The organism is Nisaea sp., assembly GCF_040217065.1.
Lineage (GTDB): Bacteria > Pseudomonadota > Alphaproteobacteria > Thalassobaculales > Thalassobaculaceae > Nisaea.
In genome coordinates this window covers 664113-682963 of record NZ_JAVJNX010000005.1, presented here as the reverse complement: position 1 = coordinate 682963, position 18851 = coordinate 664113, and the positions used below count along the sequence as shown (strand labels likewise).

Annotated in this window: 18 protein-coding genes; 16 read left to right on the top strand and 2 right to left on the bottom strand. The window is 62.1% G+C overall.

Going from position 1 to position 18851, the window contains the following annotated elements:
- Nucleotides 1–15 precede the first annotated feature (15 nt).
- Nucleotides 16–801, top strand: coding sequence for an ABC transporter ATP-binding protein (locus RH950_RS07880; RefSeq protein WP_350055411.1), 786 nt, complete (start codon nucleotides 16–18; stop codon nucleotides 799–801).
- 176 nt (nucleotides 802–977) lie between these two features.
- The gene (locus tag RH950_RS07875) at nucleotides 978–1649 is read left to right on the top strand and encodes a Crp/Fnr family transcriptional regulator (RefSeq protein ID WP_350055409.1); all 672 of its coding nucleotides are present in this window, start codon (nucleotides 978–980) and stop codon (nucleotides 1647–1649) included.
- Nucleotides 1650–1656: 7 nt separating this feature from the next.
- Here RH950_RS07875 and RH950_RS07870 read toward each other — a convergent pair whose 3' ends face one another.
- Nucleotides 1657–3036, bottom strand: a complete 1380-nt coding sequence (locus RH950_RS07870) for an MmgE/PrpD family protein (RefSeq protein WP_350055407.1) — start codon at nucleotides 3034–3036, stop codon at nucleotides 1657–1659.
- Nucleotides 3037–3140: 104 nt separating this feature from the next.
- Here RH950_RS07870 and RH950_RS07865 point away from each other — a divergent pair, with 104 nt between their 5' ends.
- The 12 genes from RH950_RS07865 to RH950_RS07810 all read left to right on the top strand — a co-directional run bounded on the left by RH950_RS07865 (nucleotide 3141) and on the right by RH950_RS07810 (nucleotide 15946).
- On the top strand, nucleotides 3141–4712 hold the full coding sequence (locus RH950_RS07865) for a bifunctional aminoglycoside phosphotransferase/ATP-binding protein (protein ID WP_350055405.1): 1572 nt from the start codon (nucleotides 3141–3143) through the stop codon (nucleotides 4710–4712).
- A 72-nt stretch (nucleotides 4713–4784) separates the two neighbouring features.
- Nucleotides 4785–5384, top strand: coding sequence for a hemerythrin domain-containing protein (locus RH950_RS07860; protein WP_350055403.1), 600 nt, complete (start codon nucleotides 4785–4787; stop codon nucleotides 5382–5384).
- Nucleotides 5385–5422: 38 nt separating this feature from the next.
- Nucleotides 5423–6802, top strand: a complete 1380-nt coding sequence (gene hemN, locus RH950_RS07855; RefSeq protein WP_350055401.1) for an oxygen-independent coproporphyrinogen III oxidase — start codon at nucleotides 5423–5425, stop codon at nucleotides 6800–6802.
- Between the two features lie 467 nt (nucleotides 6803–7269).
- A complete protein-coding gene (ccoN, locus tag RH950_RS07850; RefSeq protein ID WP_350055559.1) occupies nucleotides 7270–8706 on the top strand; it encodes a cytochrome-c oxidase, cbb3-type subunit I in 1437 nt (478 codons plus the stop codon).
- A 3-nt stretch (nucleotides 8707–8709) separates the two neighbouring features.
- The gene (gene ccoO, locus RH950_RS07845) at nucleotides 8710–9444 is read left to right on the top strand and encodes a cytochrome-c oxidase, cbb3-type subunit II (protein ID WP_350055399.1); all 735 of its coding nucleotides are present in this window, start codon (nucleotides 8710–8712) and stop codon (nucleotides 9442–9444) included.
- A gap of 12 nt (nucleotides 9445–9456) precedes the next feature.
- On the top strand, nucleotides 9457–9606 hold the full coding sequence (locus RH950_RS07840) for a cbb3-type cytochrome c oxidase subunit 3 (RefSeq protein ID WP_350055397.1): 150 nt from the start codon (nucleotides 9457–9459) through the stop codon (nucleotides 9604–9606).
- Between the two features lie 2 nt (nucleotides 9607–9608).
- Nucleotides 9609–10478, top strand: a complete 870-nt coding sequence (ccoP, locus tag RH950_RS07835) for a cytochrome-c oxidase, cbb3-type subunit III (protein ID WP_350055395.1) — start codon at nucleotides 9609–9611, stop codon at nucleotides 10476–10478.
- A gap of 104 nt (nucleotides 10479–10582) precedes the next feature.
- Nucleotides 10583–12073: a cytochrome c oxidase accessory protein CcoG gene (ccoG, locus tag RH950_RS07830; protein WP_350055393.1), complete on the top strand. Its 1491-nt coding sequence runs from the start codon at nucleotides 10583–10585 to the stop codon at nucleotides 12071–12073.
- Nucleotides 12070–12585, top strand: a complete 516-nt coding sequence (locus tag RH950_RS07825; protein WP_350055391.1) for a FixH family protein — start codon at nucleotides 12070–12072, stop codon at nucleotides 12583–12585. Before ccoG ends, RH950_RS07825 begins: the two co-directional genes overlap by 4 nt.
- Nucleotides 12586–12593: 8 nt before the next feature.
- Complete coding sequence (locus RH950_RS07820) at nucleotides 12594–14897, top strand: heavy metal translocating P-type ATPase (RefSeq protein WP_350055389.1); 2304 nt, start codon at nucleotides 12594–12596, stop codon at nucleotides 14895–14897.
- A complete protein-coding gene (ccoS, locus tag RH950_RS07815) occupies nucleotides 14884–15021 on the top strand; it encodes a cbb3-type cytochrome oxidase assembly protein CcoS (protein WP_193170465.1) in 138 nt (45 codons plus the stop codon). Before RH950_RS07820 ends, ccoS begins: the two co-directional genes overlap by 14 nt.
- A gap of 73 nt (nucleotides 15022–15094) precedes the next feature.
- Nucleotides 15095–15946: a CE1 family esterase gene (locus tag RH950_RS07810; RefSeq protein WP_350055387.1), complete on the top strand. Its 852-nt coding sequence runs from the start codon at nucleotides 15095–15097 to the stop codon at nucleotides 15944–15946.
- Here RH950_RS07810 and RH950_RS07805 read toward each other — a convergent pair.
- Complete coding sequence (locus RH950_RS07805; protein ID WP_350055385.1) at nucleotides 15943–16722, bottom strand: DUF2189 domain-containing protein; 780 nt, start codon at nucleotides 16720–16722, stop codon at nucleotides 15943–15945. The two genes, RH950_RS07810 and RH950_RS07805, sit on opposite strands and share 4 nt — an antisense overlap.
- 206 nt (nucleotides 16723–16928) lie before the next feature.
- Here RH950_RS07805 and RH950_RS07800 point away from each other — a divergent pair, with 206 nt between their 5' ends.
- On the top strand, nucleotides 16929–17234 hold the full coding sequence (locus tag RH950_RS07800) for a hypothetical protein (protein ID WP_350055384.1): 306 nt from the start codon (nucleotides 16929–16931) through the stop codon (nucleotides 17232–17234).
- Nucleotides 17235–17364: 130 nt separating this feature from the next.
- Nucleotides 17365–18840, top strand: a complete 1476-nt coding sequence (locus tag RH950_RS07795; protein ID WP_350055382.1) for an ABC transporter substrate-binding protein — start codon at nucleotides 17365–17367, stop codon at nucleotides 18838–18840.
- The last annotated feature ends 11 nt before the right edge of the window (nucleotides 18841–18851 follow it).

Here is an 18851-nt window from a genome sequence, read left to right as displayed (position 1 = left end):
CTGGGGAAAATCATCATGGCATCTGACGCCGCCCGGACGATCGTTATCGATAAGCTTGCCAAGGGCTTTGACGATAATCAGGTGCTGCAGTCTGTTTCCCTGAGCATTCCCCAGGGCGAGTCGACGGTCCTGATCGGACCGTCGGCAAGCGGCAAGTCCGTCCTGCTGAAATGCCTCGTCGGCCTGATGCAGATCGATGGCGGCAGCATGCGCTATGGCGATCTGGAGCTCAGCGGGCTGAGTACCGCAGAGTGGAGCGCGTTCCAGGGCCGGATCGGTATGCTGTTTCAGCAGAACGCGCTCTTCGACAGCCTGAAGATCTGGGAAAATGTCGCCTTCCGGCTCACCCACCATGAGGGTGTTCCGCGGCGCGAAGCACGCGACCGTGCTGTCAGCCGGATGGCATCCGTCGGGCTCGGCGAAGAGATGGCGGACCTTTATCCGGTAGAACTTTCCGGCGGCATGCAGAAGCGGGTTGGCGTGGCGCGCGCCATGATCGGCAATCCAGAACTGCTGATCCTCGACGATCCCACGGCCGGCCTGGACCCGATACTGACCAATACAATCCTGTCTCTGATCGACCGGGAAACCTCCGGCAAGGGCACGACGGTGCTTGTCGTCACCGGCGACATGAAGGCGGCCCGCAGCCGTTTCGACAATGTCGCCATGCTGTTCGACGGCGAAATCAAATGGTCCGGCAAGCGCGACGACGTGCCCGATGCCGGCGACCCCTTCCTTGAGCAGATGATCAACGGCCGGGCACAGGGTCCGATCAAGATGCGGCTTGCCGCCCGCGGCTGAGGTTCTTCATTTCATACTATTGATCTGAATCAATGCAATCCGGTGGTCCGAAGCCCATCGTCATACTGATTTCATGCCACCGGCTTATGAAACAGGAGGGTGAACCGGCGATGGATTCGGCTGTTTCTGCACAGATGAATCAGACCCCCGCCAGTCCCTGCAGCGGGTGTGAGGAGTTGACCTGCCCGATCCGTCAGGCACTCGGCAATGCCGGACTCACGGCCTGTCCCGGGGCGGTATCGCGCATTTCCGCCAGGGCGGGAGAGAAGCTCGACGCCACCGGTTTTGCCCCGGACACCGTGTTTCGGGTCGTCAACGGCATGCTGATGCAGGAGCATGTCTCCGATGACGGCCGCCGACATGTCGCCGCCTTCAAGACCAGCGGCGATCTCTCCTGGCCACTTCCGTCCCGCGAAGCGGGCGAATTTCGCGAATTCTACGAGGCCGTCAATCCGACTGAATTATGCATCATATCCATCGACCCGATTTCCCGATGTGCACCGGGCGCGGACACCTTGCTGAAAACCCTCTACACGGCCGCCAGGATCGAAGTCAGCCGGGCGCAGGAACAGATGTTTCTGCTCGCCCGTTCTTCCGCCACCGAGCGCCTCGCCGGCTTCCTTTTGGATCTCGCAAAGCGGACAGGCCATGGCACGAAGCGCGGGTTTGAACTGAAACTGAGCATGCGGCGAGAGCGCATCGCGGATCACCTGGGCATGCAGCCGGAAACGATCAGCCGGATCATGACCCAATTCAAGAAATCCGGCATTATCCGGCTGCCGCGCCCGTCTCTCGTCATCATCCCCGATCTCAAGGCGCTCTCGAATATAGCCTTCGGAGCGCCTTGAGCGCAGGTCAGGAAGTCTGCGTCAGCTCCGAGAGAATGCGCGCGTCTGCAGTCTCGGCAAGATCCAGGACCTGACCCGCAAGTTCCGCCGTCCGGCTTTCGCCGAGAACCGGCACGCTCAACGCCGTGAACTTGGCCAGCAGGCGCCGCCGCTGCTCCGGCTGATCCGAGGCGGGAACACCGACATTCTGTGTCTCTTCCACCGACGAGCCATTCTTCAGGTCGAGCCGGACGCGGCCATGGGTCCAGACGTCGCTCTCGATGCCGACAACCATGGAACGCTTGCCGAATGCCCGCAGCGCCTCATCCTGGGCGATTGCATCCGTATAGGCACCAAGATCGGCCGTTTCCAAACCGCTCAACGCCATGCCGACAGTGTGCTTCAGACTGAACTTTATCTGCAGGCCTGTATCCGGCCTGTCGATATTGCACACGCTCAAGGCGCCCTTGTTCACCTCAATGGTTGCGCGCTCCACCGCATCGGGATCGATATTGTGCAGCGCCCGCAACCGGCGGGCGGCCTCGATCGGCGAGTGAGTGAGATAACAGGCCGCGTGATACTTGAAGAGATTTCCCTCCACGGCGAAAGCGCGATTGCCGCCACTGGTCATCTCGACCGGGGAGAATCCGTCGGACTGGGTATCGGCGAGCCCCTGCACGCACTCGATGGCGTCGGTCCGCGAGGTCATGCCCTTTTTCGCCAGCCGGGCCGCCAGCAGCCCGTTCGCCGCCGCCTTGCCGACCTGGAAAGGCTTGGACATGGTGCCGAACATCGACTTGAGACCCGCGGCCTGGGCAATGGCGAGGCCGAGCGCATGGGCGGTCTGCTCTGCATTGAGACCGAGCAAGCGGGCCGACGCCGCTGCAGCGCCGACGGTGCCCACCGTCGCGGTCATGTGCCAGCCCCGGTCATAATGACTGGCGCCAACCATCTCCGCAGTGAGCACTTCCGCCTCATAGCCGACGACAAAGGCATCCAGAAAGGCACGTCCGGATACCGGCTGCGTGTCGGCAATGGCCAACAATGCCGGCACCAGCGGCACGGTAGGGTGCCCCATCATCCGGGAATTCACATCGTCATAATCCAGCGCATGGGACGCGGCACCATTCACCAGCGCGGCATTGAGCGCGCTCAGTCCGGCCGCGCGGCCGACCAGGCGGGCCAGTCCCGGGCCTTCTTCGCCCATGGTTTCGGCGAGAATGTGGCTCAGCGGCTCGCGGCTTCCGGCAATAGTCACCCCGAACCAGTCAAGCACGGCATCCGTCGCCCAGGTGAGCGGTGCGGCGCCGATCTCCTCGGACCTGACGGAAGACACCCAGTCGGCCAGCGCGCGTGTCGCTGCTGCCGGTCCGGCCTGGTGCATGCTGTCGATTTCGGCTCTGGCCAAAATTTCCTCCTTCTCTCGTCCGGTCCGATTGAGTCATGTCATGGTGACGCGCACTGCGCTGCACCAATGATCGCCGATAAGGCGGAATATGGGGCCGGATCGTCATGAGCTATCGAACCATGGAAGAAACCGAGGATCAAAGTGCGGCTTTGGAATTTCTGGCCCGCGCGGAGAACTATGATCCGCCGCCGCCGGAGGCTCCGACTCACATCGCCACCCACGGCTCGCATGTCTTTCTGGCCGGAGACCGGGCCTACAAGATCAAGCGCGCCGTCAGCTTCCCCTACATGGATTACGGCACGCTGGAACGCCGGAAGGCCTTCACCCGGGCAGAGCTCGACCTGAACCGGCGCACCGCGCCGGAGCTGTATCTTGGAATTCTCCGCCTGACCCGCGGGCCCGATGGAAAAATCGACTTTAATGGCGCCGGGGAAGCCATTGAATACGTTCTGGAAATGCGACGGTTCGACCAGGATGATCTGTTGGACAGAATGGCCGAAAGAGGAGCGCTGACCCCGGCGCTGATCGAACGAACAGCAGACCGGATCCGGTCGTTTCACAACGCCGCAGACTCCCTGAATGCCGGGGATGCGCCAGGCGCCGGCGCCGCCGGACTGCGCTGGGTGATCGAGGAGAATTTCGCAGAGTTCGCTGCCCAGCCCCGACATTTTGATCCGGACGAAGCGGCTCTCTATGCGGCCCGCGTCCGCACGGTACTGGAACAAACCGCGCCGTTGCTCGATGCGCGGGTCACGGATGGACAGGCGAAACACTGTCACGGGGACCTGCATCTCCGGAACATCTGTGTCATCGATGGCGAGCCGACCCTGTTCGACGGTATTGAATTCAACCCGCGCTTTGCCTGCATAGACACGCTCTATGACCTGGCTTACTTCCTCAGCGATCTTGAAATCCGGGGCCGGTCGGATCTGGCCAACCTTGCCTTCACCCGATACTTCCTTGACGGCGGATATGACGGCTTGCCCTGTCTGCCCCTGTTCCTGTCCACCCGTTCCGCCGTGCGGGCAAAAATCATGGTGAGCGGTGCAGAAGCACAGGATGTTTTGCCCACCAGGCAAGATATGCTGGACCAGTCGCGCCGGTCCTTTCAGGCGGCAAGACAGCAGATTGAACCGGCGGAGCCCGTCATGGTCGGCATCGGCGGCTTTTCCGGCTCCGGGAAATCCACATTGGCGCGGAACCTCGCGCCGCTCCTGTCCCCGGTCCCGGGTGCCATCCATCTGCGCAGCGACGTCATCCGGAAGCGACTGCACGGCTGCCCGCCATCACAGCCCCTGCCGGCCGCAGCCTACCGGCAGGACGTCAGCGCTCGGGTTTACCGCATCATGCTGGAGCGGGCCGGCGACGCCTTGCGAGCCGGCTATTCGGTGATCTTGGATGCGGTGAATGACCGCTCGGAAGACCGGCAGGCAATGATGGCCGTGGCCAAGGCCTGTTCCGTGCCGTTCAAGGGTTTCTGGCTCGACGTGTCGGAAGAGGTGATGGCCCGGAGAATCGCCGGGCGAACGGGCGACGCATCGGATGCCACCGAGGCGGTGATGCGGAATCAGTCCAAGCGGGGGCACGGCGCGCTCGGAGACTGGAAAAAGATCGATGCGGGCGGACCGGCTGAGGCGGCACTCGAAGCCGCAAAATCGCATCTTGGTCTCCCTTGACATAGGTCAACGCTGAGCCGGTTCGCTTTTCATAGGCTCGTGCTCAGAAGAGATGTGATCAAGGGTAGCCCGATGTCCAAGATACTGGAAATTCTACAAAAAGATCACCAGCATCATGACGTCTTGCTGACGATTCTCGAGAATCAGGTGAAAGACGCACACTTGACCGGCGAAACTGACTATGAGGCCGTGTCGGCAATTGTGGACTATTTCCTCACTTATCCGGCCGAATTCCACCATGCCCGCGAGGACAAGATCTACGAAAAGATCGTCAATCGTGATCCCCTCTCTGCGGAAGAAATCGGCCGCATCGAAGAAGAGCATGACGCCTGCGAGGCCTACATCAAGGCCTTTGCTGCCGCGCTGTCGAATATTCTCGGTGTCGGCATCATCACCCGAAACCAGTTCGCCAACGCAGCCCTCGAATTCATCGAATCCCAGCGCCGGCATATCCGCATGGAGGAAAGCATCTTCTTTCCAACCGCATTGCGGGTCTTGACCGCCGAAGACTGGGATGCCCTCGACGCGGAGCTTTCCGACACATCCGATCCGATTTTCGGCAGTCATCAGGAAGGTCGGTTCGCGGCCCTGCGGCAGGAAATCATTGACTGGCAGAACTCTCAAGGGCCCGCCAATGACCACTTTCCCGGCGATCACAAGCTGCGCCTCTAACGCTCCGGCCCGATCAGACCAACCAGGTGATTGAAGCAATGAACATGATGCACCCGGCGGCAGAGGCCGAGGACGTGCTCCTGCAGAAATACGGAAGCCGCAATGTCCCGCGCTATACGAGTTATCCGACCGCTCCGCATTTCCATGAAGACATAGATTCGGCGACCTACCGGCACTGGCTCAAAGCGCTGAGCCCGGACGAATCCCTGTCGCTCTATCTGCACATTCCGTTCTGCAAAAAGCTCTGCTGGTATTGCGGCTGCGCCATGCAGGTCGCCCGGAAATACGGGCCCGTATCGGAATATGTGCGCCTGCTGAAACGCGAGATCGAGGCGGTTTCGGATCAGTTGTCACAGCCTGGCACGGTTCGCCACCTGCATTGGGGCGGCGGCTCGCCGGACCGGCTGAATGCTGAGGATTTCGGCAAACTGATGGCCGTCTTGCGCCATTGTTTCCCGTTCGCCCGGGACGCGGAAATCGCCATAGAACTCGATCCGCGCAGCCTCGACGATAGTCTTGTCGAAGCCTATATGCTCGCCGGCATCAACCGGGCCAGCCTCGGTTTGCAGGATTTCACCCCTGCCGTGCAGACAGCCATTCATCGCGAGCAGCCGTTTGAGCTGGTGGCGGATCGCGTCGGCGCACTGCGTGCTGCGGGTATCGATGCGCTGAATTTCGATCTGATGTACGGGTTGCCGCATCAAGGTGTTGCCGATGCAGTCCGCAGCGTGGAAATGGCTCTGAGCCTGGCGCCCAGCCGTGTCGCCGTCTTTGGGTACGCGCATGTTCCATGGATGCGCAAGCACCAGAACCTGATACCGGCTGAAGCGCTCCCCGGGACCGAAATCCGCCGGGATCAGGCAGCGGCGATGGCCGAAACACTCCTTTCGGCCGGCTACCGGGAGATTGGCCTCGACCATTATGCGCGTCCCGGCGACAGCATGGCTCTGGCGGCCGAGGCCGGCGCCCTGAAACGCAATTTCCAGGGTTACACCACTGACGGTGCCTCTACGCTGCTTGGATTCGGCGCGTCGTCCATCGGCGCATTGCCCAATGGCTATATCCAGAACATCGCCGACACGCGGCTTTATGAGAAAAGCATCCGGGAGACCGGGCTCGCCGTTGCCCGCGGTGTCGCGACCAGTGCCGATGACCGGCTGCGCCGGCAAATCATCGAAGGCCTGATGTGCGGCGGCGTGGTTGACATCGCCTCGCTTTGTGCCGACGCCGGCATTGATGCCGGCACGTTGCTCGGCGATCCGGCCCGCCTCACCGAGATGCAAACGGATGGGCTCATAAGCTGGGATGGACACACGATCGAGATAACCGCAACTGGCCGGCCCTATGCGCGTGTCGTGGCCGCATGTTTCGATGCCTATCTGCAGACAGGGAAGGCCCGGCATTCAGGAGCAGTCTGATCGCCAAGAGTGCTGTCCCGACCGGAATGCGGCCGTTTGCCGCTGCGCCCTCCGACCGCATGGCCGGGTCGCGGCCAAATGTTAGATTCTCAGCCCCGGAACGGAAACCGCGCCGAAATTTGATTTGGATCAATGTACGGGCGGACGAAGGCCACTAGCGTGCCATTCGTGGTCATTCCCTGTACGGGGATGGTCAATCCAGTGTGTTCAGTATCGCGAGGGAAGTCATGAACAGCACACTAACCGAAAACCGCGGCAGCGGCGGCGCATGGATCATGGGTGTGTCTTTCGCGCTCGGCTCCATTGTCAGCCTGCTTTGGATGGCCAAGGCGGACAGCCCTGAATTGGCTTTCCATGCCTTCCTGTTCTTCGCCTTCTTCACACTGGGCTGTTTCGTACTGGTGAAGCGGCACTACGATCTGGCCGAACAGCCTGAAATTCCCGTCGCCGGTGACGATGTCGGCTACATGGACGGCGTCATCCGTGCCGGTGCCATCGCCTCCACCCTCTGGGGTGTGGTCGGCTTCATTGTCGGCCTGGTGATCGCCCTGCAGTTGGCATTCCCGGTGCTGAATTTCGACCTGCCCTGGACGAGCTTCGGACGCCTGCGTCCGCTGCATACCTCTGCCGTGATCTTTGCCTTCGGCGGCAACGTGCTGATCATGACGTCCTTCCACGTCGTGCAGCGCACCTGCAAGGCGCGCCTTGCCGGGGGGCTTGCGCCCTGGTTCGTGTTCTGGGGCTATCAGCTCTTCATCCTGCTGGCCGCGACCGGCTATGTCCTGGGCATCACCCAGAGCAAGGAATACGCAGAGCCGGAATGGTACGTGGATCTCTGGCTGACCATCGTCTGGGTCGCCTATCTGCTGGTCTTCCTCGGCACACTCTGGAAGCGCCGCGAGCCGCATATCTATGTCGCGAACTGGTTCTACCTCGCCTTCATCATCACCATCGCGATGCTGCACATCGTGAACAACCTCTCCCTGCCGGTTTCCCTTGCCGGCGCGAAGAGCTACTCGGCTTTCTCCGGGGTTCAGGATGCGCTGACCCAGTGGTGGTATGGCCATAACGCTGTCGGCTTCTTCCTGACCGCCGGCTTCCTCGCCATCATGTATTATTACATTCCGAAGCGGGCGGAGCGTCCGGTCTATTCCTACCGGCTCTCCATCATCCACTTCTGGGCGCTGATCTTCCTCTATATCTGGGCCGGCCCGCATCACCTGCACTACACGGCTCTGCCGGATTGGGCGCAGACCCTCGGCATGACCTTCTCGATCATGCTCTGGATGCCGTCCTGGGGTGGCATGATCAATGGCCTGATGACGCTTTCGGGCGCCTGGGACAAGCTGCGCACCGACCCGGTCCTGCGCATGCTGGTCACCTCCGTCGCCTTCTACGGCATGAGCACCTTCGAAGGCCCGGTCATGTCCATCAAGGCGGTGAACGGTCTCAGCCACTACACCGACTGGACCATCGGCCATGTGCATTCCGGTGCTCTCGGCTGGGTGGCGCTTGTCAGCTTCGGCGCGCTCTATTGCGTGGTTCCGATCATGTGGAACCGGGAGCGGCTCTATTCGCTGCGCCTCGTCGGCTGGCACTTCTGGATCTCGACCATCGGCATCGTGCTCTACATCACCTCGATGTGGGTGTCCGGTATCCTTCAGGGCCTGATGTGGCGGGCGTATGACAGCCTCGGTTTCCTCGAATATTCCTTCGTCGAGACCGTTGAAGCCATGCACCCATTCTATGTGATCCGGGCTCTTGGCGGCGCTGTGTTCGTCGCGGGTTCCCTGGTCATGGCCTACAATCTTTACCGCACCATGCGGGGCGATCTTCGCGATGAAGCCCCGTTCGTGGGAGCGCCCGTGCGCGCACCCCAGGCTGCGGTCGCGGCGGGAGAATGATCAATGTCGCTTCTCAATAAACACGCGATCTTCGAGAAGAACTCGATCCTGCTTTGTGTCGGGGTTCTGATCACCGTCGCCATCGGCGGGCTGGTGGAAATCTCTCCGCTTTTCTATCTGGAGAGCACCATCGAGAAGGTGAAGGGCATGCGGCCCTACACCCCTCTCGAGCTGGCAGGGCGGAACATCTATATCCGTGAGGGCTGCTATAATTGCCACAGCCAGATGATCCGGCCTTTCCGGGACGAGGCCGAGCGCTACGGCCATTACAGCCTCGCCGCCGAAAGCATGTACGACCACCCGTTCCAGTGGGGCTCCAAGCGGACCGGACCGGATCTCGCCCGGGTCGGAGGACGCTACTCGGACGACTGGCACGTTGCGCACATGAACAACCCGCGCTCCGTGGTGCCTGAATCCATCATGCCAGGCTATCCGTTCCTCGCCGAATATCCGCTCAAGATCGAGGATCTCGCCGGCCACCTCTCCGCCAATCTTGGCGTTGGTGTTCCCTATACCGACGAGATGATCGAGAAGGCCGTGGAGGACGCCCGGACACAGGTGAACCCTGATGCGGACGATGTCGATGCCTTCATGGCGCGGTATCCGAAGGCCCAGGTCCGGGATTTCGACGGCAATCCGGAAAAACTGTCCGAACTGGATGCTCTGATCGCCTATCTCCAGATGCTCGGCACCCTGGTCGATTTTGATCTCTACGCCAAAGACCCGGCGCTCAGGTAGGAGGAGGACCCCATGACCTATCAGACTGTTTCCGCCTTCGCACAATCCTGGGGCCTGGTGTTCCTGGTCGTGATGTTCAGCGCTGCCGTCGTCTACGCGCTATGGCCCGGCAACAAGAGCAAGTTCGATAAAGCCGCGCATGTGCCGCTTGAGGAGGATTGATCGTGGCTCACAATGTTGAGAAAGACGATGTGACCGGCGTCGAGACAACCGGTCACGAGTGGGACGGGATCAAGGAACTCAACAACCCGCTCCCGCGCTGGTGGCTCTGGACCTTCTATGCCAGCATCATCTGGGCGATCGGCTACTGGGTGGTCTATCCGGCATGGCCTCTGATCAGCAGCCATACCGAAGGTGTAATCGGCTACTCTTCCCGCCAGGACGTGATGGATAGTATTGCCGAAGCCAAGGCGGCCCAGGCACAGTATCTCGACCGGATTGAGGTCGCGTCCCTGGACGAAATCCGCGAGGACAGCGAGTTGCTGAATTTCTCCCTCGCAGGCGGCAAGTCGGCCTTCGCGGTGAACTGCTCCCAGTGCCACGGCCAGGGCGCGCAGGGTTTCACGGGTTACCCCAACCTGAACGATGACGCCTGGATCTGGGGCGGCACGGCGGAAGAGATTTCGGCAACGATCCATTACGGCATCCGGTCGGATCATGAAGATACCCGCTACAGCGAGATGCCGGCCTTCGGCAGGGACGAGTTGCTTGAGCGGCAGCAGATCAATCAGGTCGTCGAATATGTCCTGAAGATCTCCGGTCAGGAGCATGACGCGGCCGCGGCGGCTGACGGTCAGACCGTCTATGCTGAGCAATGCGCCGCCTGTCACGGCGACCAGGGTCAGGGCCTGCGCGACTTCGGCGCTCCCCGGCTGTCGGACGCGATCTGGCTCTATGGCGGCGACCGGCAATCCCTGCGCGAGACGGTCAACAATGCCCGCTTCGGCGTGATGCCAGCCTGGACCGACCGCCTCGACGAGGCGACCATCAAGCAGCTCGCCATCTATGTCCATTCGCTCGGCGGCGGCGAATAAACACCTTCTGTCTCCCGCCGGTTCGCCGGCGGGAGAGCATTTCGTGCGTGATCCGGGTCCGGCCGTTTTGGCCCCGTCACTCAACCGACAAGCAGGTCACCCAAATGGACCAGGCCAGCCAGGTAATCAGCCAAGCCACAGCGCCATCGGCAAATGTCGAGACGGTCGATGTCGATGCGGTCAACAAGAAGGAGGAACGCTCCCTCTACAAGGCGCGGGTCAAGATCTACCCGAAGCGCGCAACCGGTGTGTTTCGAAAGCTCAAATGGCTGGTCATGGCGGCGACGCTGGCCGTCTATTACCTCGCCCCCTGGATCCGCTGGGATCGCGGCCCGAATGCGCCGGACCAGGCCATCCTGATCGACTTTCCGGCCCGGCGTTTCTACTTCTTCTTCATCGAGATCTGGCCGGAAGAAGTCTATTACCTGACCGGGCTGCTGATCATCGCGGCCCTTGCCCTCTTCCTCGTCACCAGTCTCGCCGGTCGGGTCTGGTGCGGCTATACCTGTCCGCAGACTGTCTGGACCGATCTCTTCATCTGGGTCGAGCGACTGGTCGAAGGCGACCGCAGCGCGCGCATCCGGCTCGACAAGGCGCCGCTATCCGCCAACAAGGTCGCGCGCAAAACCGTAAAACACACATTGTGGATCCTGATCGGCATGGCAACCGGCGGTGCCTGGATCTTCTATTTCGCCGACGCGCCGACGCTGCTGGTCGATCTCTTCACCCTGCAGGCGCCCATCGTCGCCTACAGCACCGTCGCTGTCCTTGCCGGCTGCACATATATCTTCGGCGGTCTGATGCGCGAGCAGGTCTGCACCTTCATGTGCCCATGGCCACGTATTCAGGGTGCGCTGGTCGACGAGGATTCGCTGATAGTCTCCTACAAGGACGATCGCGGCGAGCCGCGGGCACCGTTCCGCAAGGACATCGACTGGGATACCCGGGGCGACTGCATCGACTGCAACCAGTGTGTCGCGGTCTGCCCGATGGGCATCGACATTCGCGACGGCCAGCAGCTCGAAAGCATTCACTGCGCTCTATGCATCGATGCCTGCAATGACGTCATGAACCGGATCAACCGTCCGCTGAACCTGATTTCCTACGACACCTACGTCAATCACGAGCGGCGCGCCGCAGGCGAGCCGGAGCAGAAGCCGCGTATCTTCCGCGCCCGGACGGTGATCTACGCAGCCCTGATCGCAATCGTCGGGTTCATCATGCTTGGCACGCTGATCACCCGATCGACGCTCGACATCAATATCCTGCATGACCGGAACCCGCTGTTCGTGAAACTGTCCGATGGCGGTATTCGCAACGGCTACACGATCAAGATCCTGAACAAGCAACACGAAGTGCGGCATTTCAAGATTGCTGTTGATGGACTGGATAATGCGTTGATCAGCGTTGTCGGACAGGAAGGCACCAGCGGCCTTGAGGTTCCGGCAGACCGGCTGGCCCAGTTCCGGGTCTTCGTTGCCGTGCCGGAGGCCCATGCACCGGACGGCCGGGAAGATTTCAACTTCGTCGTCACCGATCTCGCCGACGGCAACCAGGCTGTCAATGACACGGTCTTCAGAGGACCCGAACAATGAGCGATACCCATATGAGCACGCCCATGAAGATCAAAGGCAAACATGTCCTGCTGATGCTGCTCGGCTTCTTCGGCATCGTCATCGCGGTGAACGTCACCTTCGTCATTGTCGCCCTCGATTCATGGACCGGGCTGACCAGTCACAGATCCTATCAGGAAGGCCTGACCTACAATGCGGCAATCCGGGATGCGGAGGCGCAACGCGCACGCGGCTGGCAGGTGGAGGTCGCCTTTGAGCGGGACCAGACGCCCCCCGGTATCATCAGCATGTCCGTGTCGGCCCGTCTTGCGGACCGCGCGGGCAAGGCACTGGTGCCCAGCAGTATCACGCTCGCCTTCCGCCACCCGATCAATGAGAGTTATGACCAGCTCGTCACGCTCTCCGAGATGGCCGACGGACTCTATGTCGGACAGGCCACCCTTCCCGTCGTGGGCAACTGGGATACACGCCTGACGGCACACATGGCTAACGGAACACCGTTCCGCCAGGACGGAACGCTCTGGATCGAATAGGCACGCACATGAACGTCACCTCCGACAGCCCGACCGGCACGCAAAACATCCAGGCAGCCCCTCTTGCGAGCTGCTGCGAGATTGCGGCCGCTATGGATCTGGCGGACGAGGTGATCCGGCCGGCGGATGTCGCCTCCTACGTCGTTGCCGGCAAGGACGGTATCTCCGACCTGCATCTGATCGTGCGCAACATGCATTGTCCGTCCTGCGTCCGGCAGATCGAGGGCGGCCTTAACGGGAACCCCGGTGTCCTGACGGCCCGGCTCAACGCCACGACACACCGCCTGCATCTGCGCTGGAACACGGCGCAGACCGATGCCGCATCCCTTGTCGGCGTGCTGGCTGATCTCGGTTATGAAGTCAGCCCCTATGATCCGGTGAAACTCGCCGCCTCCGCCAACACGGACGACAAGGACCTCTTGAAGGCCATGGCGGTCTCCGGATTCGCCGCCGCCAATGTGATGCTGATTTCCGTCGCTGTCTGGGCCGGTCTGGCGCAGGACATGGGCGAAGCGACGCGGGCGCTGATGCACTGGCTGTCCGCCCTGATCGCCCTGCCCGCCGTCGCCTATGCCGGGCGCCCGTTCTTCCGCTCGGCCCTGTCCGCCGTCTCGCACGGCCGCACCAATATGGACGTGCCGATCTCCCTCGCCGTGCTGCTGGCCTGCGGCATGAGCCTGTTCGAGACCACGCGCGGCGGCGACCATGTCTATTTCGACGCTTCCGTCAGCCTGCTTTTCTTCCTGCTGATCGGCCGTTTTCTTGATCGCTCGCTGCGGCGCAAGGTCGAGTCTGCCGCGCAGAACCTGCTGTCCCTCAGAGCCGTCTCCGCAACCGTGATCGGCCCCGACGGCAGCTATGTCTCGACGCCGATAGACAGCATCCGACCCGGCATGAGCGTCGCCGTCGCCGCCGGTGAACGTCTGCCCGTCGACGGCGTGCTGGCCAGCGGCCAGACCGAGATCGACACATCCATGGTGACGGGCGAAAGCCTGCCTCGGCCGACGCGGATAGGCGACAAGGTCTTTGCCGGAACGGTCAATGTCGGCGCTCCCGTCACCGTCACCGTGACGGCCACCGACGAAGGCACGCTGTTGTCGGAGATCGTCAGCCTGATGGAAGCGGCCGAACAGGGCCGGGCGAAATATGTGCGTCTGGCCGACCGGATGGCCCGCTGGTATGCCCCGGCCGTGCATGCTGTCGCATTGGCAACCTTCCTCGGCTGGTTCCTGATCGCCGGGGCGAGCTGGCAGGGCGCGCTGATGATCGCAATCACGGTTCTGATCGTCACCTGCCCCTGCGCCCTCGGCCTCGCCGTCCCGGCGGTCCAGGCCGGCGCCGTCGGACGCCTGCTGAAGGCCGGCATCCTGGCGAAGTCCGGGGACGGCCTCGAACGCCTCGCCTCCGTCGATACCGTGGTCTTCGACAAAACCGGCACCCTCACCCTCGGTCAGCCCGAACTTGTTGACCAGCACGACATCGCCCTCGCGGACCTGAAGCGCGCCGCCTCCCTGGCTGCAGCCAGCCGCCACCCGCTCTCCCTCGCCCTGCGCAGGGTGGCGGGTCCGGTTGCCGCGCTCCAGTCAGTCGAGGAAATCCCCGGGCAGGGTCTCAAGGCCACGGACGGCCAGAGTGAAATCCGCCTCGGGCGACGGGAATTCGCCGGTGTTTCAGCCAATGAAGGCCTGGCCCATGACGGCCCGGAGCTTTGGCTTTCCGAAAACGACCGCCACATCCAGTTCCGGTTCAACGACACCATCCGCCCCGATGCGGCAACCGTCGTGTCTGCCCTGCAGCAGGACGGCTATGCCGTGGAGCTTCTGTCCGGCGACCGGGAGGATGCGGTGGCCCGGATTGCCAAGGAGCTCGGGATTACGGCCTGGCGGCACGGCTGCACACCGCAGGACAAGATCGCCCGGCTGGACACTCTCGCGGCCCGGGGACATCGGGTCTGCATGGTCGGCGACGGGCTGAACGATGCGCCGGCGCTGGCCGCCGCCTTCGCCTCTATCTCCCCTGGCACGGCCGCCGACGCAAGCCAGACGGCGGCGGATTTCATCTTTCAGGGCCAGCATCTGGCACCGGTTCTGGAAAGCCTGAAAACCGCCCGGGTCTCCAGGTCACTGGTGTTCCAGAATTTCACCCTCGCCCTCGCCTACAACTTGATAGCGGTTCCCGTCGCGGCCTCCGGTCTGGCCACACCGCTGGTTGCCGCCATCGCCATGTCCTCCTCCTCGCTGGTGGTGACGCTGAACGCCCTGCGCATTAAACTCGGCCATATCCTGCCGGAGTTCCACAATGACCGCACTTAGCTTCCTCATTCCCGCCGCCCTGTTTCTCGGCCTTATCGGCCTGATCGCCTTTCTCTGGGCGCTCAAGAACGGACAGTTCGAGGATCTGGACGGTGCCGCGCATCGCATGCTGGACGACGACTGACATCGTGTCACGACACCGTTATTGACGCCGAGCGTGGATTACATTCGCGGATGAATGCGCCACTGTCACTTTCATGCAGCGGTCACACATCATCCTCGCGGCGATTGTCGCTCTCGTCCTGACAAGCAGCCTGATCACGGAGTCCCGAAGCGCCGAACCCGGCTGCGGGCCGGATATCGCCTGCACGCTTTCAGGTGGCAGCTACCATGCCCGGCCACCGACAGGCTGGGATCGTGTCAGCCCGCTTCCGGTGCTTTTTTATTACCATGGATACCGCCAGACGGGCCGGGTCGTCATGGGAATGACGGCACTGGCAAAAGCGGCAGATGACGCCGGCGCGCTTGTCGTGGCCCCGAACGGAATTGACGGCAGCTGGTCGGTGCGCGGCGCCCCGTCGAACAAACGGGATGATATCGCCTTCGCAGCCGATCTGATCGAGGACGTCGCCCGTCGCTGGCCGATTGACCGCAACCTGCTCTGGGTTTCGGGCTTCTCTCTCGGCGCCTCCATGGCGTGGGATATCGCCTGCCTGTCCGGTGATCCCTATGCCGGTTTCTTCCCCGTTTCCGGAGCGTTCTGGCGCCCGCATCCGGTGAGCTGTCCGGCGGGTCCGGTGACGATGATCCATGTGCATGGGCGCGGCGACAAGATCATGCCGCTGGAGGGCCGAACCATACGCGAGCAATGGCGTCAGGGAGACGTGTTGCAAAGCTTCGAGATCCTGCGCAGGCATAATCGCTGCGAGGCGACGGAAATCGAGCGTACCGGGCCGAAGGGGCTGCTTTGTCGTGAATGGGACCATTGCGCCGCAGGATCACGCCTCGCGCTCTGCCTCTATGATGGCGGGCACGCCGCCCCGAAAGGCTGGTATCCGCGCGCGTTCGACTGGCTCAACGGTGCGGTCAAGGCAAAGTCAGCCGGTTAATCCGGCCTGATTCCATCGAAAGCACGCCTGTAGGCATGCCAGGTCGCATGGCCTATCAGCGGGAAGGTAATCGCAAGGCCAACGAAACAGGTCACGATGCCGACCGCCGTCAGCATGACGATGAGCCAGGCCCAGACCAGCATCGGCCAGAGGTTCTGCCGGACCATTTTCACGCTTTCCAGCACGGCCGTCACTGCATCCACGTCCCGGACCATCAGGATCGGCAAGGAGAAAGCGGTCAGCGCGAATACCGCCGCCGCCAGCACGCCGCCGAATGCCGTTCCGACGACAAGCAGACCAAGCCCATCCAATGTGAAGAACAGAATGCTGATGGACTCTTCCAGCCCCGGAAACGGCTGGGTGCCGAAAAACAGCGCATACAGCAATGTGGCAATGCGGATCCAGATCAGGTGTGCCGCCATCAGAATTACCCCGAGCGAGGCAAGCTGCGTCGGATTGCGCACCGGCACGAACAGAGCCGTCCTGAGCGAAACGGGCTCGCCCGCCTGACGGCGCCGGCTGGTCTCGTAGAGCCCGACAGCCAGCATCGGCCCCATCAGCATGAACCCGGCCGAGAGCGGCAGCAGAAGATGCGGGATTTCGAAATAGAACAGGGCCCCGGCAAGGCCGAGACTGACGACGGAGAATCCGATTCCGTAGGTCAGGCTGATTGCCGGACCGGCCAGAATGTCGCGCCAGCCGGCAGCCAGCCATTCCCACGGCTCGTCGGGTTCCATCCGGCCGCCATGCGCCTGAATGGTATCCATCGACACCATCATATTCCTCCGGTCCTTCTTGCCCGCTCTCATTGCATGCCCGGGGAGACCGGGCCGTCGTCGCGGCAGTACACTCAGCTTCAGTGTCACTCTCAACAATATCCGGAAACAAGGCAAAAACATTGATTTGGATCAATGTTTCCCCGTCACCAACCGCGCAAATACATGCCCATCCGCGATTTTCAGGCAACGGACTGGGGAAGGTCATGCGCAAGCCGATTACAGACGGCGCCGAAGTTTCCATCGAGTTTCCAGACAAGGCCTATCTCGGCTATTTCCATCGCGACAGCACATTCGAGGTTGACCGCGACCGCGATGCCATCGCCGTGAAACTCGTGCATCCGGGGGACGACAAGCGTGTCGCGGCCTTCCATCTGCACGATTACCTGCTGGCAGACGTTCTGTCGGCAACCGCCGACTGCCTCGAGAATGCCGAGATCGCGGCGCCGCAGCGCGCAGCACTCACCGCGGCTGCGACCAAGCTTTCGGCTGTCTTGCGCAACACAAGCTAGCTTCAGGAACACGGTCCAGAGGTCCGGCGTTTCAACTCCTCCTATTGCAGGGCACAAGGGGTCGTGTAACGCTTGCCTCCTTTTCGGGCGCTGCCCTCTTGTGCAGCCGCTTTGGGCAGGGAGACAGAGAATGAAAACCAAGCTGTTTGCAGCAGCCTTTCTGGCGGCCGGTCTCGGCATGTCCGGACAAGCCGCCGCCAAGGATGGTCTGACACTCGGTATCGGGCTTGAGCCACCGCACCTCGATCCGACGGCAGGTGCCGCCGCCGCCATTGACGAGGTGGTCTATCAGAACGTGTTCGAGGGGCTGACCCGGATCGGACCTGACGGTTCCGTGCTTCCCGGGCTGGCGGCGGAATGGGATGTCTCCGACGACGGACTGACCTACAGCTTCAAACTGCGCGATGGTGTGACATTCCACGATGGCACGGCGTTCGATTCAGCTGACGTGCTGTTCTCGATCAACCGCGCCATGGCGGAAGACAGTACCAACGCCCAGAAGGGCCTGTTCGAGCCAATCGCAACGGTCGCGGCACCCGACGCCGCCACCGTCACCATCGCGCTGAAACGCCCGACGGGACATTTTCTGTTCAATCTGGGCTGGGGCGACGTCGTTATGGTCGCGCCGGAGAGCGCGGACACGAACAAGACCGCGCCGGTCGGCACCGGACCCTTCACTTTCGATCGCTGGAGCAAGGGCTCCGAGATCCGCCTCAAGCGGAACGATGCCTATTGGGGCGATGCCGCGAAGCTGGCAAAGGTCAGCTTCAAGATCATGCCGGATGCCGCCTCTTCCGCCGCCGCACTGATGTCCGGCGATATCGACGTTTTCCCGAATTTCGGTGCGCCGGAGCTGCTGGAGCAGTTCCGCGCCGATCCGCGCTTCGAGGTCGTCGTCGGCACCACGGAGGGGGAGACCATCCTCTCCATGAACCACGCGAACAAGGCATTGAGCGACATCCGGGTGCGCCGGGCCATCGCCCATGCCGTCGACCGGCAGGCAATCATCGACGGCGCCATGTTCGGCTCGGGCACGACCATCGGCAGCCATTTCGCCCCGCACCATCCGGCCTATGTGGACCTGACCGGCATGTATCCGCACGATGTGGCGAAGGCGAAGGCGCTGCTGGCGGAAGCCGGCTATGCGTCCGGCCTGAAACTGCGCCTGACCCTGCCGCCGCCAAGCTATGCAAGGCGGGGCGGTGAGGTGATCGCGGCGCAGCTTGCCACAGTCGGCATCGAGACCGAGATCATCCCGGTCGAATGGGCCCAGTGGCTGAAGCAGGTGTTCAAGACCACGGATTACGATCTCACCATCGTGTCCCACACCGAGCCGTTCGATATCGGCATCTACGCGCGCGACAGCTACTACTTCAATTACAAGAGCGAACGCTTCAACAAGGTCTATGCCGAGTTGACCGAAGCTGTCGATCCGGCCAAACGGAAAGCGTTGATTGGTCAAGCCCAAACGGTTCTGGCGGAAGACAGCGTCAACGGCTTCCTGTTCGAGCTGGCCCAGAATGGTGTCTGGAAGAAAGGGATCAAGGGGCTGTGGGCGAACCGCCCGATCCAGGCAAACGACGTGACCGGCGCCTACTGGGAATAAGCCCGCCCCGA